Source organism: Acidocella sp., from assembly GCF_027352905.1.
In the GTDB taxonomy this organism is placed as follows: domain Bacteria; phylum Pseudomonadota; class Alphaproteobacteria; order Acetobacterales; family Acetobacteraceae; genus Acidocella.
The window spans coordinates 87,942-108,848 of the sequence record NZ_DAIEIF010000051.1 but is presented as its reverse complement, the minus strand read 5'-3'; the positions used below and the strand labels follow the sequence as shown (position 1 = coordinate 108,848).

Below are 20,907 nucleotides of genomic sequence, written 5' to 3'. Positions count from 1 at the left end.
CGCTCATTTTGCCGCGAGCTTCTTCTCATCCCCCTGACTTGTCAATCAATTCCAGACCTCATCGTAGAGAGCCACGATCTCATCGGCATCCGGCACGCGGGGGTTATTGCCCGGCGAGCCGGAGGCCAGGGCCTGGGCCGCCATCAAGGGCCGCAACTGGCGCCAGCGTGCCTCGTCCAATCCGTATTGGCGGGGGCTGGGCACCGCCAGCTCCGCATTGCGGGCCTCTAAGGCCTCCACGAGGCGGCGGGCGGCGATGGCATCCGCCGTGCTGTCATCGGCGAGGCCCATGGCCCGGGCGCATTCCGCGTAACGCGCCTCGTGCCCGGCGATGGACCAGCGCGTGACCGCTGGCAGGAGCATGGCATTGGAAAGACCGTGGGCAACGTGAAAATGCGCGCCGATGGGGCGGCTCATACCATGCACCAGCGCCACGGAGGCGTTGGAGAACGCGATGCCCGCCTGTAGCGCGCCCAACATCACCTGCTCCCGCGCGGCGCGGTTGCCCGGCTCGTGATAGGCGGTAGGCAGGCTGGGCCAGATGGCCCGCATCGCCGCCAGGGCCATGGTGTCGGAGAACGGGTTGGCGAGGCGTGAGACATAAGCCTCGATGGCGTGGGTCAGCGCGTCGATGCCGGTATCGGCCGTCAGGCGCGCGGGCATGGTCAGCGTCAGCTCATAATCGACGATGGCCAGGGTAGGCAAATAAGCCAAGCCGGCGCAGAGCATTTTCTCATCCGTCTCCGTGTCGGTGACGATGGTGAAGCGCGTCGCCTCGGAGCCGGTGCCCGCCGTGGTGGGAATGGCGATGATCGGCAGGCCGGGCCGGTTTTCTTGATGCGGGGCCTTCAGGGCGCGCATCGGCCCCGGGCGCGGCGCCAGCACGGCGGCAGCCTTGGCCGTGTCGATCGGGCTACCGCCGCCAAAGCCGATCACCGCATCCGCGCCCGTTTCCCGCACGAAGCGCGCCGCTTCATCCACGCAATCGGTGGTGGGGTCGGGCACCGCCCCCGCGAAGAGGCGGCTCTCGATCCCCGCCTTGGCAAGGATGGCGCGCAGATTTTCCACCGCGCCGCTTTCCTCCATGAAGCGGTCGGTGATGATGGCGGGCCGCCGAAGGCCGAGCAGCCCCAATGCCTCGCCCGCTTCCTTGAGCGCGCCTCCGCCCGCCCGGATCATTCGCGGCAGCATGATCGTGGACATCGTTCCCTCCTGTTTTTTCACGCTCCACGCTACCGCGAGGGCGCGGGCGTGACCAGCCGGACCTTACTCCTGCTGCGGCTTATCCGCCTTCCTCCGCAAGAACGCCTCGAAGGCGTGCAAGGTTGCCTCGGAGACGTGATGTTCGATCCCCTCCGCATCGGCGCTGGCCGCGTCTTCCGGGACGCCGACGGCACGCAGCACCGCCACGACCAGATGATGCCGCGTGCGGGACCGTTCCGCCATGGCTTGCCCGGCCTCGGTGAGAAAGACGCCGCGATAGGGACGCCCGGCCGCCAGCCCCGCCCGCTTGAGCCGGGCGACCGCCTTGATGGCCGTGGGATGAGCGACACCGAGGCAGCGGGCGATATCCGTCATCCGCGCCTCGCCATGGGTGGCGATAAGATCGGCGATGAGTTCCGTATAATCCTCGAACAGAACGCTGGAGCGGGCCGCGCGCGCCTGACGGAAGCCGCGCGCCTCGGGGGGAGGGGGGACGCCGCGCTCAACCATGACGCAGCGCCCGTATGAAGGCGTAGACCACCAGCGGTACCGCGACGAGTACATAAATGCGCAGCAGAAAGAGCAAAGCGACGACGCCGCGCGGCAAGGCGCGCCGGGGCAGCGGCGTTTGCCGGGCCGCCGCGAGCTGGGCGGGTTCCAGAATTTCCACCGGAACCGGATGGGGCTGGTTGTGCTCCGCTGCCAAGGCTAACCTCCTTCAACCCAGCAGATGGGGAAATACCGCGACCAGCCCGTATACCGCGCCGGCCAGCGAGATGAACACGACGATGGCGCCGGCGAGCAGGTTCATGGCGGTGCCATTCGCCTGCGCGCCCATGATTTCCTTATCGTTGATAAGGATGAGGAGAAACAGAATGGCGGGGGCCATCAATAGCGTGGCGATGACGTTAACGGTGAGGGTCATGGCGACCAGCGGCGCGCCTGGAATGAGGACCACAGCGCCGGCAAAGACGATCGAGGCGATGGCGACGCCGTAAAACCGGCGGCCCTCGGTGAAATCGAGATTGAGGCTGTTGCCCGCATTGACCGTCTCGCCAAACGCGTAGGCGGAACTCGCCGATATGGTCATCAGCGCCACCAGCCCCGCCTCGATCATTCCCAGCGCGAAGAGCGCCGCGCCGGTGTGGCCGAGATAGGGGCGCAGCGCGGTGGCGAAATCCGCGGCGGTGGCAAATTGCACGGTGTGCACATGGTGGGTGAAAAGCGGCGTACTGGCCAGGACGGCGGCGATGGCGGCGATGGCGGCGATGGTGGCGCCGAGGGCGGTGTCCAGCCGGGCCTGAGGCAGATCCGCCACGGTGAGCCCCTTATCCACCACCGCGCTTTGCTGGAAGAAAATCATCCAGGGTGTGACGGTGGCGCCAATATTGGAGAGAATGAGTAAAACGAAAACCGTGTGGATGCCGCCCGGCAGCGGTCCCCAACTGACAAGCGCGCGCAGCAGCGCGGCTCCATCCGGGTGGGCCAGCAAGGCGGCGGGTACAAAAAGAAGGTTGAACGCCGCCAGCGCCATCGCCACCCGCTCCCAGGTGGCGTAGCGTCGCGTGGCGAGGGAGGCAATGGTGATCGCGATGCCTGCGCCGACGGAATAAACGGGCGGGATACCGAAATAGAGCGCCCCCGCCTGGATGGCGATAAATTCCGTGACCAGGGTAAGAAGATTGCCCAGCACGAGATCGCCCATGGCGAAATAGCCCCAGAACGGGCCGATACGCTGAAAAATGAGCTGGGCGTGGCCGCGATGGGTGGCGGCGCCCAAGCGGGCCACCATTTCCTGCACCACGAAAGCCATCATGAAGGTAAGCAAAATAAAGGGAATGAAGAACCCGACCCCATAGGTGGCACCCGTAGTGGCGTAGGAGATCATGCTCGGGCCGTCATTTTCCCCCAGCATGGCGAGTACGCCTGGCCCGATCAGCAGCCAGAGCAGCGTGAGGGGCCGCCGGGCAAGACGGGCCGAGACCACCCGCAGGCGGTCACGCGCCCGCAAGGCGTCCTCGCGCAGGGGGGAGGCCGAGCCGCCAGGCGCGGCGGGCGGCGCAGGCGAACCGGCATGATCAAGCGAGGTCATGGAATTGGGCTTCCGCAGGTGTGGCACCGGCATGAATTTGTACCATCAGCTACAAATTAGCAATCCGTCATATTCGTTCTTTTTTTGTTCTTGACTTACCAGTGTGAAACGATCTTAATCAAACCAGAACGGAGAGCGAACATGCCGGTGACCGCGCTGAGTATCAAACCCAACCCGCCCGCCGCTGGGCCGAAGGGACGTGGCACCGGACGCAACCCGCCCAACCGTTTCGAGGCAACGCGGACGGAAGTGTTTGACGATGGCTGGGAGCGGGCCGGAAAGGTGGAGGAAGCGGCAAAGCCGCCCACCACGCTGATCCGGGACGCCACGCGCCGCATTATCACCCGCAATGACAGCCCTGATCTTGGGTTTGAAACCAGCGTCAACCCCTACCGGGGATGCGAGCATGGCTGCATTTATTGTTTCGCCAGGCCGAGCCATGCCTATCTTGGGTTTTCCCCCGGGCTCGATTTCGAGACGAAGATCGTCTTCAAGCCGGACGCGGCGAAACTCCTCGAAAAAGAGCTTTCGCGCCCCGGCTATAAGCCGGGCGTCATCGTGCTTGGCTCCAATACCGATCCTTATCAGCCGGTCGAACGGACGCTGGCTCTCACCCGGGGGATTCTCGAGGTTCTGGAACGGTTCGGCAATCCTGTGGGGATCGTCACCAAATCGGCGGGGGTAACGCGGGATAAGGACATACTAACCCGCATGGCGGCGCAGGGACTAGCCAAGGTGCATATTTCCATCACCACCCTGGACCCGGTGCTGGCCCGCGCCATGGAACCGCGCGCCTCATCCCCCGCCCGCCGGCTGGCCGCCGTGGCGGAGCTCGCCCAAGCGGGCATTCCGGTGGGGGTGATGGCGGCGCCGATGATTCCCGGGCTGAACGATGCCGAGCTGGAAGCCATTCTTGCGGCGGCCGCAGCGGCGGGAGCGGCCAACGCCCATATGACCCTTCTGCGGTTGCCGCACGAACTCGGCGCGTTGTTCACGGACTGGCTGCAGACCCATTTGCCCGAGCGCGCCGCGCACGTGCTGAGTCTCATCCGCCAAACCCGGGCGGGCCGGCTGAACGATTCGCAATTTCACAGCCGCTTTCAGGGCAGCGGCCCCTATGGGGCCTTGTTGACCCAGCGTTTTGTGAAAGCCGCGCGGCGGCTGGGGCTGGATAAACCCGGCAGGTCTCTGGAGTTGTCGCGCTTTCGGGTGCCAGGCGGCGCAGACGCCGAAACCCGGCAACTAACCTTGTTTTAGAAAAGGAAATGCTGTGACTGGTCTTTTCATGGCCAATCCCAATTGGGGAATCGGTCTCATCTCGGCCCTGGCCGGACTCTGTTTTCTTTGGCTTTGCGCCGAGGAAATATGCGTGCTGCTCGCCTACCGGCGGGCATTGGGCAAATCAGGCCGCCTCGCTGCCCGAGCCGGGCGGCGGCGGGGGTGGCAAGCCCTCGCGGCTCAGACGCTCATTCGCCGTGGCGACCGCATCATTTAGGTCGGACTGCTTGCATAGCCCTAGAATCACCGGGTCGCGCGGTTTGATATTGGCGCTATTCCAATGGCTACGGTCGCGGATTTTCTGGATGGTGTCCTTGGTGGTGCCAAGCAGCTGAATAATCTGCGAATCCGTGAGTTGCGGGTAGGTGCGCAACAGGAAGGCTATGGCATCCGGCCGGTCGTTGCGCTTGGCTACCGGGGTGTAGCGGCCGCCTTTCAGCTTTTTGTGCATCTCGGGCTGGGGCAAAAGCTTGAGCCGCAGGGAAGGATCGGCCTCGCAGCGCTGAATATCCTCCGCCGTGATCTGCTTATTGGCGACGGGGTCATATCCAACAATTCCCTGCGCCACCTCGCCATCGGCGATGGCCTGGACTTCCAGCGGGTGCATGCCGCAGAAATCCGCGATTTGATCGAAGGTCAGGCTGGTTTTTTCGATCAGCCAGACCGCGGTGGCTTTGGGCATCAAGGGCAAAGACATAGGCCAATAACCTTCTCTCGTTTCGGGCCGAGGCGCCCGGAACGGACATAGTGACGCGCGTCGGCCGCGCAAGTATAACTGGAGCGGCTTATCGAACCCCTGCCCCCTGCTGGTCAAGACCGCCATGAGTTTTTCCGATGATGACCCGCCCCCCCGGAAGAAAAGCCTGCTGGAGCCGCTGGCCCTGGATGCGCTTGGTGTTGAGGAGTTGACGCTTTATATCAGCGAGCTCGAAGCGGAAATCGCCCGGGTGCGCGGCGCCATCGCCGCCAAACGGGCGCATGCGGCGGCGGCATCCCTGTTTTTCAAGCCGCCGGGATGACCCGGAAGACAGGGCTGAGCGAGGAGGAGCTGGAGCTGTGGGCGGCCTATGGCCGCACATTGCATAGGGTTTTTCCGGGGAAAGCCCCGCCGCCACCTCCCCCGCCAGCCTCGCTGAGCGCCCCGCCCGCTCCGCTCACCAGGGAGAGCAAGGTTGCGCCGATGGCCACGCCGGCTGGCTGGCTCGGGGTGAATTTCGCGCCGCCGGGCCTGGACAAATCGACCTGGGCGAAATTCCGTACCCAGCGCATGCGGGCCGAGGCGCGGCTCGATCTGCACGGCCATACCGCGGCCCAGGCTCATGCGGAGGTCTTACGATTTCTTGATGTCGCCTATGCCTCCGGGCTGCGCTGTGTCGAGATCATCACTGGCAATGGTGATATTTTGGCTCGCGAGTTGCCGCATTGGCTCAACCACCCGCAATTGCGGCCGTTCATACTCGGCCTTGCGCATCCGCATGCGCGTAATAATGGCGCGGTGCGGGTGTTGCTGCGCCGGAGGCGGCACTAATGACACCCTTGGGTGAGAAGTTGCGTTCCCTGCGCGAGGAGCGCGGTTTGAAGCTCAAGGATATGGCGGCGGCGTTGGAGGTCTCCCCCGCTTATCTCTCCGCCTTGGAGCATGGGTGGCGCGGCACGGCCTCGGCCGGACTCATTCACCAGATCTGTCAATATCTCGGGCTGATTTGGGACGACGCGGATGATTTGGCAGCGCTCGCCCGGCAATCCCGTCCGCGCCTCAAACTGAACAGCGCCGGGCTGACCAGCGCGCAGACCGCCCTGGCCAACCGGTTCGCCCGCGAATTACGCCATTTAGACGCCCAAACCGTGACCGCCATCCAGGCGCTTCTGGACCAGGCGCGGCCCGTCACACCTTCAGAACGCCCTCGGCGCGCAGGGCGCCCAGCAAAGCGAGAAGCGGCAGGCCCAGCACAGTGAAATAATCTCCTCGCACATGCTCGAAAAGCTGTGCGCCCAGCCCCTCCAGCCGGTAAGCGCCGACGGAATGCAGCAGCGCCTCGCCCTCGGCGTCAAGATAATCGGTGAGGAATGCCTCGCTAAATGGACGCATGGTCAGCGAGGCGCTCTCCGAATGCTGCCAGAGCGGCGCGCCGCCGCGCATCAGGCACACGGCGGCGATGAGTTCGTGCGTCTGGCCGGAAAGCTCGCGCAGCTGGGCCGCCGCCACGGCGAGGCTATGGGGCTTGTCAAAGAGCCCGCCGTGGAAAAGCAGGATTTGGTCTGCGCCGATCACCAGCGCGTCTGGCATGCGGGTGGAAATGGCGCGGGCCTTGGCCAGCGCCAACGCGCCGGGCAAAGCGCTGGCGGGGCCGGGAAAAACTTGTTTCAAAGCCTGCTCGTCGATATCCGGCGGCATGGCGACACAGTGCACCCCGGCGGCCGATAGCATGGCCATGCGGCTGGCAGAGCTGCTGGCGAGAATTAGGCGGGGTGGTGGTGCCGGCACGCTTGCCTGTAGCGCGCCGGAGACTGCCCCGTCCAGCGGGTAAACGCCCGTGAGAAGGCGCTCAACTCCGAATAACCGAGCAACAAGGCGACCTCGGTAAAAGATATGCCGGGCTGGGCGGCGTAGAATTTGGCGAGATCGCACCGGACGCGCCGGGTCAGCTTTGAAAAATCCTCACCCTCCCGGGCCAGACGGCGATATAATCCGGTCCGGCTTAACCCGAGCCGGGCCGCGACGTCATCTATCCCCGCTTCGCCTCTGGCAAATCCAGCCCGGATTTGACTCAACACCCGGCCGATAAAGTCTTCTGGTCCGGCGGCGGCCGCCATCTCGCCCAGCGCGGTTTGCAAAACCGGAAGCCGCGCGATGTTGGCACCGGGCATGGGCGTTCGCAACGCGGCGCGCGGAAACAATAGGGCGTTGCGCGGGGCGCTGTAATAAACCGGCGCGCCGAAAGCGGACTCGGCGGCCATGGCCTCCGGCGGGCGAAGATGCTCGAACTGCACTTCCGCTGGTGCCCAGCCTGGACCCAGGCAGCGCCGGAAGATACCAGCGAAAATGGCGAGGGTGAGTTCCGCATCCTGCCGGCGTTGGGCAATTCGCCCATCCGTGATCTGGTATTCGAGCGCCATCAGGCCCGCGTCTTCACGCAAACGCAAACAGGAATGGTCTTGTAGAGCGGGAAAATAAAGGCAGAGATTGCGCAAGGCGGTACCGAGATCAGGCGAGGCGAGGATCAGCGCCCCGAGAGGTCCCATCTCCTCCGTGCGGTATTGCAGGCCAAAGCGCAGGCCGAAATCTCCCGCTCCGGTATGACGGGCGGCAATTTCGAAAAGATCGCAGTAATGATGCAAGGCGAGGCGCCGGGACGGGTCGGCCAGATCCGCTGGCTGGAGATGGGCGGCTTTCATGACGCGTTCCGCGTCGCCGCCGCATTTACCGATGAGCTTGGTCACCCCGCTGGCGGCGGCGGCGGCAATACGAGGGGCGGCTGGTTGCGGCATCATCGGTCATACTCTCCTTTGCACGTCCCGCCGCTCCAGATCAAAGCCTATTAAGTAGGCAAAAAATTGACAATACAAAATGCAACCATAGGCGCTGCTGAACGATTTCATGAAAAACGGCGCGAAATGTCAAGCGCATGCCGGGGCGGCTGAGATGTAATCTGCGGTGAGCTGAAAGGCTTTGTACAATTAAAAGGCAAATCAAGGAGTGATATAATGGACGATCTTCATCTCCCCGTTGCCACGGCGCCAGCGGTCTCGCCGGTATTGCGCCATCCGTTCACGCCGCTCGATGCGGATGAAATTCGCCAAGCCGTGGCTGTGATCCGGGCCGACCGGGATTTTGGAGCGGGGATTTTGTTCGAAGTCATTGAATTGAAGGAGCCGCCGCGCGAGGCGCTGACGGCCTTCACCGAGGGAAGATCCTGGCCGCGCGAGGCGAGGGCAAATGTATTCCGCCAGGATGAGCCGGGCATCTGGCGACTTACGCTATCTCTGACCGACGCGGTGATCACATCCAGGAATTATTTCCCCCATGCCCGGCCCATGATCCAGCTCGAGCAGTTCGTGCAGATCGAGGATATCGTTCGCGCCAATCCCGAGTTTATCGCCGCCTGCGCCAAGCGGGGCATCACCGATATGAGCATGGTGTGCGTTGACCCGTGGTCGGCGGGGAATTTTGGCGTGGCCGGGGAGGAGGAGGGCTATCTTTCTCATACATTCTGCTGGCTGAGGCTTTATAAAGACGAAAATTTCTATGCCCATCCCATCGAGGGCATCAATGCGGTGGTGGATATCAAGGCCGGCAAGGTGATTCGTGTCGATGATTACGGGGTGGTGCCCGTGCCGATGCAGGAATTCAATTACGAGGCCCAATTCCGCAAAGAGTTCCGCCCGGCGCTCAAGCCGCTCGATATCGTTCAGCCCGAAGGCGCGAGCTTCAGCCTCGATGGCCGCGTGATCACCTGGGATAAATGGAGTTGCGTCATCGGCTTCAACGCGCGCGAGGGCCTCACGCTTCATGACATTTCCTACGATGGCCGGCCGATCGTCAACCGCGCTTCCATCGCCGAGATGGTGGTGCCCTACGGCGTGCCGGAAAATGGGCATTTTCGCAAAAACGTTTTCGATATTGGCGAATACGGGTTGGGCAAACTGACCAACTCCCTCACACTGGGCTGCGATTGCCTGGGGCATATCGCCTATCTCGACGCTGATTTGAACACCATGAATGGCGAGATTTTTCATATCGATAAAGCCATCTGTATTCATGAGGAGGATGACGGCATTCTCTGGAAGCATTGGGACTTCCGGACCGAGCGCACGGAAGTGCGGCGGGGCCGAAAACTGGTCATTTCCTTCATCTGCACCGTGGGTAATTATGAATATGCCTTCTATTGGCATCTGGACCAAGCCGGAATGATCGAATTCGTCATGAAGGCCACCGGCATCATCAATACCTCCGCCTGCCTGCCCGGGCACCCGACCAAATATGGCGTGGAGGTCGCGCCCGGCCTTCAAGGCCATATCCATCAGCACGCTTTTTGCGCGCGGCTGGAGATGGCGGTGGACGGGCCGGGAAATTCCATTGTCGAATGCAACGGCTACGCTGAGGAAGATGAGGCCAAGAACCCGTACGGCAATGCCTTTTACCAACAGGATACAATTCTCAAAACCGAATTGGAGGCGTGCCGCAAGGCGAACCCGGCTACCCACCGGTATTGGAAGGTGATCAATCCCAACAAGCTGAACCATACGGGCCGCCCCGTGGGATACAAGCTAATGCCGGAATCCACCCTCACACCCTATTTCAAGCCGGGCTCGCCTTCGGGGGTTCGGTCGGGCTTCATGAACAATCATCTCTGGGTGACGAAATTCGCCGAGGAGGAGCGCTACCCCGCCGGCGAATATATGAACCATTCCGACGGAACCGGGGGGGTGGAGGATTTCGTGAAACAGGACCGGAATATCGAGAATACCAATCTCGTTCTCTGGCACGTATTTGGACTGCATCATCAGCCGCGTCCCGAAGATTTTCCGGTTCAGCCTTGCATCAAAACCGGCTTCAAACTGATGCCGCTCGGGTTTTTCGACCAGAATCCGGGCATTGATATCGCGCCGGGCATAAACAAGGCCAGCAAGCTGCATGGCGGGAGCTGCTGCGGAGGATAGGCTTCTGCCCGGCACGGCGCTTGCATCCGTTTTTTATCAATGACGCTAAATGGGCCGGGCGAACCGGCCCGGCTTTGCAACAGGAGTGTTTTGTATGGTTGCTACCACGGATATCGCCGCGCATTCATCCCCACAACTCAAACGTGGCGTGCTCAACCGCTTCGAGATGATGGGACAATCGATTGCCAATATCGCGCCAACGCTCACCCCGGCACTGAATATATCGGTGGTGGCGGGGCTGGCGGGGGTGGGGTCATGGCTCGCCTATCTGATTGCAACCATCGGCTTGATTTTCGTGGGGGGGTGCATTTCAATTCTGGCCCGCAGGCACCCCGAGGCGGGATCCTATTTCGTTTATATCGGCCGTAATTTTGGCCCGGTTTGTGGCGCGCTCGCGGGGTGGGCTATGGTTTTGGCGTATATCGCCACGGCTGCGGCGGTGGTGGTGGGGGTGCCCTTATTTCTCGGCAATTTGCTTTCAGTGTTTCATATCGCTCTATCCACGCCTGAAATGGTCGTGATCACCATTCTGTTTCTGGGGGCGGTGGTGTTCGCGGCGTATCGGGATATTCAGCTTTCATCCCGTGCCGCTCTGGTTCTGGAATCCATTTCCATTGGGATCATCATCGTCATCACCGCGATTGTCATAGGCAAGCACGGTACGGTGGTGGACCCTGTGCAGCTGGACATTGGCAGGATTAAATTCGGGGCTGTTATGTCCGCGCTGGTGTTCGCCGTGTTCAGCTTCGTCGGCTTCGAAAGCGCGGCGACGCTCGCCAAGGAATCGGCCGACCCGCAAAAAAACGTTCCGTTCGCGGTGATCGGCTCTGCTGCCGCCGCGGGCGTTTTTTTCATCATTCTGAGCTATTGCATGATCATGGGCATGGATGACGATGCCGGGGCGATTGGCGGCAGCGCCTCGCCTTTTGCCGCCATGACCGACAAGGCGGGCTTACCCTGGGCCGCCGCGATCGTCTATTTCGCGGCGCTGGTCAGCGCCTTTGCCTGTGCTCTGGCCTGTTTAAACGCCAGTTCGCGCATTCTATACTCGATGGGCCGCTATCAATTCCTGCATGGCTCAATGGGGCTGGTTCATAAACGGCATAAAACGCCCCATGTGGCGGTGCTGGTTTGTGGCGCCATCACGCTCGCCCTCATTCTGGCCCTGCTGCCTCAAGGTTTCCTGGGGGCCTTCGGTTTAACCGGGACGATCGCGACCTATGGCTTCGTCATCGTTTACTTCGGTGTATGCATTACCGCGCCGGTGGACGCCTACCGCAACGGAGCCGGTAAGCCATTTTATATCGTATTAGGTTTATTGGGTACGGCTCTCATGGGATTTGTAATTTATAGTTCCGTGGTGCCTTATCCAACGGCGCCATTCAACGCGCTTCCCCCGGCCTTTGTTATTTATATGGCGATTGGTCTCGTGTGGTTCCTGGTATTGAAATACAAATCACCCCAGGTTCTGGCGAGCATCGCCAATGACATGGAGGGATGAGGAGGGCCGCCGTAACGGCCTCTGTCAACCCGTGGCGACCATCGAGGCGCGGGCCAGCTGAGGCCAGAACTCTAAACGCTCTCCGGTGAGGGCATGGCCGATGACGATCTCCGCCGCGCGCATGCCGGCTGGCAGAGGAAACTGGAATCCGCCACGGTTCACCTCCAGACCCGGGACATGGATGTCCGGACGCGGCCCCCGGGCGAGACAGATGGCGGGCGGGGCGGCGCCGCAAAGGATTTTCAGCCGTACCGGCAGACCAGGGTTGGCGGCATCTGCCGCCCAACCCTGGATTTTCTCGTCCAGCCTCTCGATACAGCCGATCATACGCGGTGGCCGCGCGGCCCGCTCCGCGCGTATGATGATCTGAAAAAGGGCGGCGTCCAGCAATGGCCCGGCCTCGGGCCGCTTCGCGCAAAGCCGCGGTGCGTCCGCGGCGGGTTCGTGCGGATAGAGGGCCCGGTATTGCGCCGCGTTATGAAAGAGCGCGCGGTGACTGGCGCAATTGGCATAGGTTTCCGACCAGGCGCCCTCGGCTAAGATACAATCATGCGTGTCGAGTTCGATGTGGAAATAATGAATGTCTCCGTATAACTCGGCCTGGGTGATGGTAACGCCGTTCACGAGGTCCCCCGCCAGAACCAGGACGTCGCCAAGCAGCATGGAATGCCCGGCGGAGACGAGGAGGTCCCGCCTGGGCACACACTCAGCCAGAGCGTTAGCCGCGATCCGCACCGGGGCGAGGGGGGAGTTTTTTTTAAGAAAATATGCTGGAAATTTCTGTTCCGCGATCCATTTTATGGGCCGGAGGCCGCCGAAGCGGGTGATGACCTCGTCGCCGATCACCAGGCGCTCGATTGGGCGCAGGCCGCGTGGCGTGAGGATGAGCGTGCCGCGCAGATAACAATTCGGCACGGGGGGCGGCGCGGTGAGGAGCCCGCCATCCGCGGCGAGAATTACATCTCCCGCGCCGGTTAGGGCATTCAACTGGGCGGCGGAGAGCGAGGTCTCCGCATCGGCCGGGTCGGTTTGCCCCCAGGGATTGGTGAGGATGTAATTTCCGGTCGTCAGGTCGATGCCTGTCACCGCGTACATGTGATTGCCGATGAGATCGTCGGCCGGCACGTCGGTATTCGAGGCAAGGAGAACGTCCAGCCCGTTTTGCAGATCATAGCTGACCGTTTGGTAAACCGTGCCGCCCGGCGCGAGCGCCGCTATATTGCCCAGCCCATAATTGTTCACGGTGCGGCCGGTCAGGGCCTTCAGCATCTCGTCCCAGCCGCCTTGCAGCGTGGCGTAGCTATTGGCGCCGGGCGCTGAATAGGCGCCATCCGTGCTCAGCGAAAAAGCGATTTCGTCGCCTTGCGCCTCGGCATAGGCTTTCTCCAGCAACCCCGCCCAAAGTGTACCATCCGTGGAGTTCGCCCCCTCGCCGCTAATAAAACCGCTTTGCCCTTGCAGAACCATGAGATCCGCATTGACGGTGAGATATTGTGGCCCGGTGGGTGAGTAGAAACGGACGCCATATGTGCCATTGCCATTCGCCCAGATGGCAGAGGTCAGGTCGGAGGGGCTGATGGCCGCTGCTTCGACAAGCGCCGCCACCAGCCAGCAATCGCCATTTTCATAGCCTTGCTGCACCATATGGTAGGCACCGCTCCAGCTTACCGGAAATAACGGCGCAGAGGCGAAGTTGACCATGGTGTTGCCAGGGAGCGGCGCGGGATCGTCCGCCCCCAGAAACCATTGATCGATGAGGGCGCTGAAAGCCGCCTGGGTGGTGCCGGCGGCGCCGCCGGCCTGGATCACGCTGTTTAGAATCAACTGGGTGTAAGGGTCTTCGCCGAGGCTCGCGAGCAAAGCGTCAAGCTGTCCCGCCTGGCTTGCGGTCAAACCAGCTGGGCCGATTTGCCCGGCAATGGCCTGAAGGGTGCTCAGCGTGGACTCATAAGCGCTGTCAATTGACATCCCGAACCTCTCACGGCCGGGATTTTTTCGTAAAAAAATGAATGGAGCGCTAACCTATGACCGGTACAGCGCGGTCCGCAGCTGCGCGGCCGCCCCGGCTGGGAATAGCCCGTGGCGCAGCAGAAGGTCGGTGAGAACCAGGATGACATTAAATTTGAAGTCTCCGGTCTCGATCAACGCCGCTTTTACACGTGATAACGGCCAGAGGAAGAATTGCTCCACCTCGCCATCCATGGGTTGGGGGACGAAACTTTCCGGCAAATTCAGGTCATAGGCATAGATGAAATCCCGCCGCAACCCTTCCGGCCGCTCCATATCGTAGCGGAACCGCGCGACCTCCCGCGCTTGGCGGGCAATATCCTCTCCGAGACCGGCCTCTTCGCCTGCTTCCTTCAGCAAGGCGGCGAAGGGGGTGAAACCGGCGGGAACGCCGCCCGCCACTAGGTGGTCGAGCTTGCCCGGGTCCAGCTTTTTGGTCGCGGCCCGTTTGGCCACCCAGAGATGCACCCCCTCCCCCTTGGCGACTAGCCCGTTCAGATGGACGCCAGTGCCGATCACGCCGAGGCTGGGCAGCGCGCCCCGGTCCAGCACGCCGAGCGATGGCCCGTCCGGAGTGGCGCGTATGTCGAAATTCTCGCCCCGGACGGGAAGCCCGGCCGCCCGCGCCAATTCGTTCAGCCGGGGCAATAGGCGCTCCGGCAAATCAACCCGCCCGGCGGAGAGGCGAATGCCAGGGGAGGCTCCGCGCAGGCGCTCGGCCAGCGCCGGTTTGACATAGCCAATATGATGCGGCCCAGCGTAGAGGAGCAGTCGCCCATCAGGCAGCCGGGCGGAGTGGCAGGCCTCGATATCGCTCAACAGCTTTGCAATTCCAGCGTCCGGTGCCATGTGCTGGTTCATGACCCGTTCCGCCGCCCGTGCCAACCCCCCTCCCGCCCCAGCCGTTTCCGGCAAACCCAAGGGGTCTTTGCGCACCATTCTGTCCCTGCTGCCCTACCTTTGGCCCCAGGGCGAGACCGGGTTACGCGTGAAGCTGGTGCTGGCGAGCATCGCCATGATTCTGGCCAAGCTCGCCACTGTTTATGTGCCGGTGGTTTACGGCCATCTCGTTGACCGGCTGACCCATGCGGCCGGTCCGCTCGGCCTGCCCGCCGCGCTCATTGGCGGCTATGTGGCGGTGCGTATCGCCGCTGCCGCCTTTGGCGAGCTACGGGATGCGTTGTTCGCGGGTGTGCAGATGCGCGCCTCCCGGGTGGTGGCACGCAAGACGTTTGAGCACCTCCACGCCCTTTCCATGCGGTTCCATCTGGACAGGCAGACCGGCGGGCTTTCCAACATCATTTTGCGAGGCACGCTCGGCATCCAGTCCGTGTTGCGGCTCGCCACTTTCAACCTGGTGCCCACCATCATCGAGCTGCTTCTCACCGCCTTCATGCTCTGGCATCTTTTCAATATCTGGTATGCGCTTATCACCCTCGTCGCGGTTGGATTTTATATCGCCTTCACCTTCGCCTTCACGGCCTGGCGGACGAAATTCCGCCGGGCCATGAATGAGACCGATAACGAGGCGCAGACCAAGGCCATCGACAGCCTCCTGAATTACGAGACGGTTAAGTATTTTGGCAATGAGGCGCACGAGACCAGACGCTTCGATGAAAGCCTGGCCCGCTATGAGAAAGCCTCGGTGCAATCGCAGATTTCCCTTAACGCCCTTAATATCGGCCAGGCGATCATCATCTCCCTGGCGCTTGGCGTGATGATGCTGATGGCCGCCCATGGGGTGGTGACTCATAGAATGACCGTGGGCAGCTTCGTGCTGGTCAACACCTATCTCATCCAGCTTTACGTGCCGTTGAATTTTCTGGGCTTCACCTATCTGACCCTCAACCAGGGGCTTGTGGATATGGAGCAGATGTTTTCTTTACTGCGCATCAACCAGGAAGTACGGGACAAGCCGGATGCCTTGCCGCTGGCGGCGCAGGGACCACCCGTTGAGATACGCTTCGAGGACGTGCATTTCGCCTATAACCCGGACCGGGAAATCTTGAAGGGCGTTTCGTTCATCGCCCCGCCCGGGCGGAAAATAGCCATTGTCGGCCCCACCGGCTCGGGGAAATCCACTATTTCCCGACTGGTGTTCCGCTTTTATGACGCCACCGCGGGACGGGTGATGGTGGACGGGCATGATGTGCGGGATTACCGCCAGCATGATCTGCGGGCGGCGATCGGCGTGGTGCCGCAGGATACGGTGCTGTTCAATGACACCATCTATTATAATATCGCCTATGGGCGCCCTGGCTGCACGCGGGCGGGAGTAGAGGAGGCGGCGCGGCTCGCCCAGATTCATGATTTCATCGTCTCCTTGCCGGAAGGCTATAAAACCCGGGTGGGAGAACGCGGACTCAAGCTTTCGGGTGGCGAGAAGCAGCGTGTCGCCATCGCCCGCACCATTTTGAAAAACCCGCGCATTCTCATCCTGGACGAGGCCACCAGCGCGCTGGACACGGCGACCGAGCAGGAGATTTCCACGGCGCTTCGCTCGGTGGCCCGCCACCGCACCACCTTGGTCATTGCCCACCGGCTTTCCACCGTCACGGATTCGGATGAGATTCTCGTGTTGCGAGAGGGCCAGGTGGTGGAACGTGGCACTCATGCCAGCCTGCTTGCGGCTGGGGGCGTGTATGCCGGGATGTGGGCAGCCCAGGCTGTCGCGGAGATCGCCGCGCCGCTGGTGGAGGGCGTCGCGGCGGCGCAATGACAGGGCGGGGCTGGACGCGCCGCCCCGCCACACCAGATTAAGAGCCGAGACACATAGGAAAGGCGGACATGGAAGACAGGCAACCTCCCCCGGAACGTGAACTGAGCCATGCGGGTTCGGTGGTGGATAAGGCGATCGAATATATGAGCGGGCAGGACATCTCGGAACTTGCCATCGCCTCGGCTCTTCTGGGCGGGGCCATCGGGCTGCTCACGCGCGCCCTGCCGGACAATGTGGTCGTCCAGATTTTGCGCAATGCCATCGAAAGCATTGAAAGCGGAGAAATGAAATCCGTGGCCGAGAAGGACCAGCCTCATTAGCTTGACGGGCCGGGCCGGTTCCGCCATAAGCCGCCATCGAATTCCGGGCTGGCTCCTGCGCTGGCCCTCTTTGCGTTGTTTTGAGGATAGAGCACCATGGCCCGCCGCTGCGACCTGACCGGAAAGACCGTGCAATCTGGCAATAATGTCAGCCATGCGAATAATAAGACTCGCCGCCGGTTTCTGCCCAATCTGCAAACCGCCACCTTGCTTTCCGACACGCTGGGGGCGGTCCGGCTGCGACTCTCAACTCGGGCCATCCGTACTATTGAACATAATGGCGGGTTGGACGCGTTTCTGCTCTCCCATGCCGATGCGAAGCTGACAGATGAAGGTTTGGCGCTCAAACGCCGCTTGGAGCGCGCCCTGGCCAAGAGAGGGGCGCAGGCCGCCTGAGAGCGGGGTTGAGCCCGGCCCGCCCGCTGGCTTTAAGATGCTGATTGAGATTACCAGGACCCTCCAGATCGATTCCACCGATTTGGAGGAAATTTTTGTCACCGCCACGGGGGCAGGCGGCCAGAACGTTAACAAGACCGCCACCGCCGTGCAGTTGCGTTTTAACCTTGGGGGCAATACGACCTTGCCAGCACCGGTGAAGGCCCGCCTCGCCCGGCTGGCGGGCAGGCGGCTGAGCCGGGATGGGATTTTGACCATCGAGGCGGAAACCTACCGTTCCCAGCTCCGCAACCGTGAGGCGGCGCGGGATAGATTATTTTCCCTAATCCGTGCTGCGGCAACGCAGCCAAAAACCCGGCGGGCGACCAAGCCGACCAAGGCCGCCCAGACCCGGCGGCTGGAGACCAAGTCCCGGCGTGGCGCGCTCAAGCGCCAGCGCGGTGCCCAAGAGTTCTCCTGAACACCGCGCGAGAGGCGTAGCTTGAGGCGGTCGGGCCAGGCTGGCTATGCTCGTTCCAGGAGGAATGAACGATGCTCACAATCAATAATGAGATCAAGGAAAGAGGATTAACGGTGCGACGACTGGCGGGAGCCATTGGCGCGGAAATCAAGGACGTGACAATATCGCCGGACTTGCCAGAGGAGACCATTGCCGCGATCCGGGAGGTCTGGCTCCGGCACGGGGTGGTGTTTTTCCATGACCAGGAGGCGCTTGGCCCCAAGGCCTTCGCGGATTTCGCCCGCCGCTTCGGGGAGGTGACCGAATATCCTTTTGTCAAAGGTCTAGCTGAGGCGCCAGAGGTGATTCCCATCATCAAGCTGGAGCATGAGACCACGAATTTCGGCGGGCTCTGGCACACCGATACGGCGTATCTGGACTCTCCCCCGATGGCGACTCTGCTGATCGCGCGGGAAGTGCCGCCTTATGGCGGCGACACCTTATTCGCCAGCGGTTATGCCGCTTACGATGCGCTTTCCGAGGGCATGAAACGAATGCTGGGCCCGTTGCGCGCCGTAAACAGCAGCGTGAAAGCCGAGACGACCAAGACCCGAGAGGACCGGCTGCGGGACAGCGCCCGCGCCGATGCGCAGGATATTTATGAAGCCGAGCATCCTGTGGTGCGCACGCATCCGGAAACGGGACGCAAGGCGCTGTATGTGAATTATGGCCACACTACGAGATTCGCCGGCATGACGGAGGCGGAAAGCGCGCCATTGCTGGATTATTTATTCACGCACCAGGCGCGGCCGGAATTCACCTGCCGCTTCTCATGGCGGCCGGGTTCGCTCGCGTTCTGGGATAATCGCTGCGTGTTGCATAACCCGGTAAACGATTATCACGGCTTTCGCCGCGTCATGCACCGGGTCATTTTGGCGGGTGACCGTCCCGCCTGACCGGTCACGCTTCGGCGCAGAGACGTTTCAACGCCGCCTGGTATTCCCGCGCGAGGCGGTCCACCAGCTCTGCCACCGGCACGATATCCTGTACCGCGCCGATGCCATGACCGCTGCCCCAGATGTCGCGCCATGCCTTGGCGCCGCCCGTTTCATCCACCCTGGCGCCGAAATCCATGCTGCCGCCGGCCTGGGTTTTGAGCTTGGCGATATCGAAACCCGCCGCTACAATGGAAGGAATGAGATAATTGCCATGGATACCGGAAAAGACATCCGAATAGAGGATATCTTTTGAAGTCGAATCGACGATCATCTGTTTATAAGCTTCGGCGGCATTGGCTTCCCGCGTCGCGATGAACGGAGAGCCAATATAGGCGAAATCCGCCTCCAGCGCACGCGCGGCGGCGATGGAGTTGCCGTGGGCGATGGCGCCGGAAAGCGCGAGCGGGCCGTTGAACCATGCCCGGATCTCTTGCACCAGGGCGAACGGTGAGATGGTGCCGGCGTGGCCGCCCGCCCCCGCTGCAACGGCGACGATGCCATCGGCGCCGCGCTCGATGGCCTTGTGGGCGAATTCGTCATTGATGACGTCATGAAATACTATGCCGCCATAGGAATGAATGGCCTCGTTGACCTCGGGCCGCGCGCCCAGCGAACAGATGATCACCGGAACTTCGTATTTCACGCAAAGTTCGAGATCTTCCATCAGGCGCTGGTTGGTTTTATGGACGATGAGATTCACGGCGAAGGGCGCATCATTGCCGGTGAGTTCCCGGCGCAGCCGTTGGAGCCATTCCTCGAACACACCGGATGGCCTGGCGTTGAGAGAGGGAAATGAACCCACCACCCCGGCGCGGCATTCGGCGATGACGAGATCCGGGGTGGAGACGATGAACATGGGCGCGGCGATGACCGGCACGGAGAGACGGTTCTTGAACAAATCCGGCATGGACATGTAATTCCTCCTGCTTTGCTGGCCCGCCTTTCGCCGGCGCGCTCAGCAGCATATTGGGCGAAGTGAGCCGGGCGGGCAAGATGGGTCATATGGTTGACGCTTGACATCCCCGACCCCCTGTGATCCGCTTGGACCGAACGAGGGCTCAAGCGGTTTCTCCATCCGGATGCGCGCTCAAAGGAGGAAATGACGGCCCGTTAGGCTTCTAAGGGCCAACGGAGGGTTTGCGTGGATTTTGAATTTACCGAAGAACAGACATTGCTGCGCGAAAGCGTGCGGACAATGCTCAACCGTATTGCGACTCCGCAATATGTGAAGCGCTGCGACACCGAGCCTTATTATCCGGAGGAGCTGTATCAAGCGTTCATCGAGATGGGTCTGCTCCGTATGCCTTTTCCTGAGTCGGTGGGAGGGCTGGGCGGTGGCGTGATTGATTTCATGATCATTGCGGAAGAACTCGGCAGAAAGAGCTACGATTTCCTGGGCGCGTATGGCACCTGTGTTTTTAACGGTCTGAATATTCTGAAGAATGGCACCGAGGCGCAGCGCGCCTATTGGCTGCCGCGCCTGCTCGACGGCACGATCCGTATGTCGATTTCAATGACCGAACCGGGGGCCGGCTCCGATGCGGGCGCCATCCGCACCAGCGCCCGGCGCGATGGGGATGGCTGGGTCATCAACGGCCAGAAGGTGTTCTCAACCGGCGCTGGCGCCAAGAACAACGTGATCAATCTTTATGTGCGCACCCAGCCCACAGGCCCGCATCAGGATAGCCTTTCGCTCTTTCTTGTGGACAATACCACGCCTGGTATCACCTTGCGTAAGCTGGACACGCTAGGGCGGCGCGCGCTTGGCACTTACGAAGTATTTCTGGATGATGTGCGGGTGCCGGCCGACCGTCTGGTCGGCGAAGAAAATAAGGGCTGGGCCTATATGCTCTCCGGCTTGCAGTTGGAACGGCTGATGACCGCCGCAGGATATGTCGGGGCGGCTGAGGCGGCGGTTGATCTGGCGCTGAATTACGCGAAGGAGCGCAAGCAATTCGGCCAGCCAATCGGCACCTTCCAAGCTATCGCCCACATGCTCGCGGATATGCGCACCGATGTGGAGGCGAGCCGGCTCCTCACCTGGCGCGCGGCCTGGCAGCTTTCGCGCGGAGAGAACGCGCTCATGGCGATTTCCCAGGCCAAGCTTTTCGGGTCGGAAGCCTATGCGCGCATCGCCAATCAAGGCATGCAGATCATGGGCGGTTATGGCTACATGATGGAATTTGACATGCAACGCCATTACCGGGACGCGCGTGTGACCACAGTAACGGCCGGAACCTCACAAATGCAGCGTAATCTGATCGCCGGTTTGCTCGGCCTCAAGACAAAGTGA

22 protein-coding genes are annotated in these 20,907 nt (G+C 61.8%); 12 read left to right on the top strand and 10 right to left on the bottom strand.

Annotated features, from left to right (window positions below; genetic code table 11):
- Positions 1–45: 45 nt before the first annotated feature.
- The 4 genes from M7H45_RS10075 to M7H45_RS10060 all read right to left on the bottom strand — a co-directional run bounded on the left by M7H45_RS10075 (position 46) and on the right by M7H45_RS10060 (position 3,295).
- Positions 46–1,203, bottom strand: coding sequence for an iron-containing alcohol dehydrogenase (locus M7H45_RS10075; RefSeq protein ID WP_298216582.1), 1,158 nt, complete (start codon positions 1,201–1,203; stop codon positions 46–48).
- A 63-nt stretch (positions 1,204–1,266) separates the two neighbouring features.
- A complete protein-coding gene (gene mntR, locus M7H45_RS10070) occupies positions 1,267–1,713 on the bottom strand; it encodes a manganese-binding transcriptional regulator MntR (protein WP_298216580.1) in 447 nt (148 codons plus the stop codon).
- On the bottom strand, positions 1,706–1,909 hold the full coding sequence (locus M7H45_RS10065; RefSeq protein WP_298216579.1) for a hypothetical protein: 204 nt from the start codon (positions 1,907–1,909) through the stop codon (positions 1,706–1,708). Before M7H45_RS10065 ends, mntR begins: the two co-directional genes overlap by 8 nt.
- A gap of 12 nt (positions 1,910–1,921) precedes the next feature.
- The gene (locus M7H45_RS10060; protein ID WP_298216577.1) at positions 1,922–3,295 is read right to left on the bottom strand and encodes an NRAMP family divalent metal transporter; all 1,374 of its coding nucleotides are present in this window, start codon (positions 3,293–3,295) and stop codon (positions 1,922–1,924) included.
- A 141-nt stretch (positions 3,296–3,436) separates the two neighbouring features.
- Between M7H45_RS10060 and M7H45_RS10055 the strand changes: the two genes are divergently transcribed.
- Positions 3,437–4,552: a PA0069 family radical SAM protein gene (locus M7H45_RS10055; protein WP_298216575.1), complete on the top strand. Its 1,116-nt coding sequence runs from the start codon at positions 3,437–3,439 to the stop codon at positions 4,550–4,552.
- Between the two features lie 145 nt (positions 4,553–4,697).
- On the opposite strand, the gene M7H45_RS10050 is transcribed toward M7H45_RS10055, so the two are convergent.
- The gene (locus M7H45_RS10050; protein WP_298216574.1) at positions 4,698–5,270 is read right to left on the bottom strand and encodes a DUF1013 domain-containing protein; all 573 of its coding nucleotides are present in this window, start codon (positions 5,268–5,270) and stop codon (positions 4,698–4,700) included.
- 124 nt (positions 5,271–5,394) lie between these two features.
- Here M7H45_RS10050 and M7H45_RS10045 point away from each other — a divergent pair, with 124 nt between their 5' ends.
- Genes M7H45_RS10045 through M7H45_RS10035 form a run of 3 tightly spaced genes read left to right on the top strand, consistent with a single transcriptional unit; the run spans position 5,395 to position 6,529 of the window.
- Positions 5,395–5,592, top strand: coding sequence for a DUF1192 domain-containing protein (locus tag M7H45_RS10045; protein ID WP_298216572.1), 198 nt, complete (start codon positions 5,395–5,397; stop codon positions 5,590–5,592).
- Complete coding sequence (locus M7H45_RS10040) at positions 5,589–6,101, top strand: Smr/MutS family protein (RefSeq protein WP_298216570.1); 513 nt, start codon at positions 5,589–5,591, stop codon at positions 6,099–6,101. The genes M7H45_RS10045 and M7H45_RS10040 overlap by 4 nt, the downstream gene beginning before the upstream one ends.
- Entirely contained in the window at positions 6,101–6,529 is a 429-nt protein-coding gene (locus tag M7H45_RS10035; protein ID WP_298216569.1) for a helix-turn-helix domain-containing protein, read from the top strand. The genes M7H45_RS10040 and M7H45_RS10035 overlap by 1 nt, the downstream gene beginning before the upstream one ends.
- Here the strand turns inward: M7H45_RS10035 and M7H45_RS10030 are convergent.
- The gene (locus M7H45_RS10030; RefSeq protein ID WP_298216568.1) at positions 6,459–7,007 is read right to left on the bottom strand and encodes a nucleoside triphosphate pyrophosphatase; all 549 of its coding nucleotides are present in this window, start codon (positions 7,005–7,007) and stop codon (positions 6,459–6,461) included. The two genes, M7H45_RS10035 and M7H45_RS10030, sit on opposite strands and share 71 nt — an antisense overlap.
- A 26-nt stretch (positions 7,008–7,033) precedes the next feature.
- Positions 7,034–8,065: an AraC family transcriptional regulator gene (locus M7H45_RS10025; RefSeq protein ID WP_298216566.1), complete on the bottom strand. Its 1,032-nt coding sequence runs from the start codon at positions 8,063–8,065 to the stop codon at positions 7,034–7,036.
- Positions 8,066–8,278: 213 nt separating this feature from the next.
- Between M7H45_RS10025 and M7H45_RS10020 the strand changes: the two genes are divergently transcribed.
- Positions 8,279–10,234: a primary-amine oxidase gene (locus M7H45_RS10020; RefSeq protein WP_298216565.1), complete on the top strand. Its 1,956-nt coding sequence runs from the start codon at positions 8,279–8,281 to the stop codon at positions 10,232–10,234.
- A 94-nt stretch (positions 10,235–10,328) separates the two neighbouring features.
- Complete coding sequence (locus M7H45_RS10015) at positions 10,329–11,735, top strand: APC family permease (RefSeq protein ID WP_298216564.1); 1,407 nt, start codon at positions 10,329–10,331, stop codon at positions 11,733–11,735.
- Between the two features lie 24 nt (positions 11,736–11,759).
- On the opposite strand, the gene M7H45_RS10010 is transcribed toward M7H45_RS10015, so the two are convergent.
- Both M7H45_RS10010 and M7H45_RS10005 read right to left on the bottom strand, forming a co-directional pair.
- Complete coding sequence (locus M7H45_RS10010) at positions 11,760–13,703, bottom strand: Hint domain-containing protein (RefSeq protein WP_298216563.1); 1,944 nt, start codon at positions 13,701–13,703, stop codon at positions 11,760–11,762.
- Between the two features lie 54 nt (positions 13,704–13,757).
- A complete protein-coding gene (locus tag M7H45_RS10005) occupies positions 13,758–14,591 on the bottom strand; it encodes an NUDIX domain-containing protein (protein ID WP_298216562.1) in 834 nt (277 codons plus the stop codon).
- A gap of 10 nt (positions 14,592–14,601) precedes the next feature.
- Between M7H45_RS10005 and M7H45_RS10000 the strand changes: the two genes are divergently transcribed.
- The 5 genes from M7H45_RS10000 (at position 14,602) to M7H45_RS09980 (ending at position 18,572) form a co-directional block, all read left to right on the top strand.
- Positions 14,602–16,461 carry an ABC transporter ATP-binding protein/permease gene (locus tag M7H45_RS10000; RefSeq protein WP_298216560.1) on the top strand — a complete coding sequence of 620 codons (1,860 nt, stop codon included), beginning with the start codon at positions 14,602–14,604 and terminating at the stop codon, positions 16,459–16,461.
- Between the two features lie 68 nt (positions 16,462–16,529).
- A complete protein-coding gene (locus M7H45_RS09995; protein ID WP_298216558.1) occupies positions 16,530–16,781 on the top strand; it encodes a hypothetical protein in 252 nt (83 codons plus the stop codon).
- A 96-nt stretch (positions 16,782–16,877) separates the two neighbouring features.
- Positions 16,878–17,177 carry a 50S ribosomal protein L28 gene (gene rpmB, locus M7H45_RS09990; protein WP_298216556.1) on the top strand — a complete coding sequence of 100 codons (300 nt, stop codon included), beginning with the start codon at positions 16,878–16,880 and terminating at the stop codon, positions 17,175–17,177.
- Between the two features lie 37 nt (positions 17,178–17,214).
- Positions 17,215–17,637, top strand: coding sequence for an alternative ribosome rescue aminoacyl-tRNA hydrolase ArfB (arfB, locus tag M7H45_RS09985; protein ID WP_298216554.1), 423 nt, complete (start codon positions 17,215–17,217; stop codon positions 17,635–17,637).
- A 71-nt stretch (positions 17,638–17,708) separates the two neighbouring features.
- Positions 17,709–18,572, top strand: coding sequence for a TauD/TfdA family dioxygenase (locus tag M7H45_RS09980; protein WP_298216553.1), 864 nt, complete (start codon positions 17,709–17,711; stop codon positions 18,570–18,572).
- 4 nt (positions 18,573–18,576) lie between these two features.
- Here the strand turns inward: M7H45_RS09980 and M7H45_RS09975 are convergent, their stop codons facing one another.
- Positions 18,577–19,527 (bottom strand): nitronate monooxygenase family protein, encoded by a 951-nt coding sequence (locus M7H45_RS09975; RefSeq protein WP_298216552.1) that lies wholly within the window; start codon positions 19,525–19,527, stop codon positions 18,577–18,579.
- A gap of 228 nt (positions 19,528–19,755) precedes the next feature.
- Between M7H45_RS09975 and M7H45_RS09970 the strand changes: the two genes are divergently transcribed.
- Positions 19,756–20,907 carry an acyl-CoA dehydrogenase family protein gene (locus tag M7H45_RS09970; protein WP_298216551.1) on the top strand — a complete coding sequence of 384 codons (1,152 nt, stop codon included), beginning with the start codon at positions 19,756–19,758 and terminating at the stop codon, positions 20,905–20,907.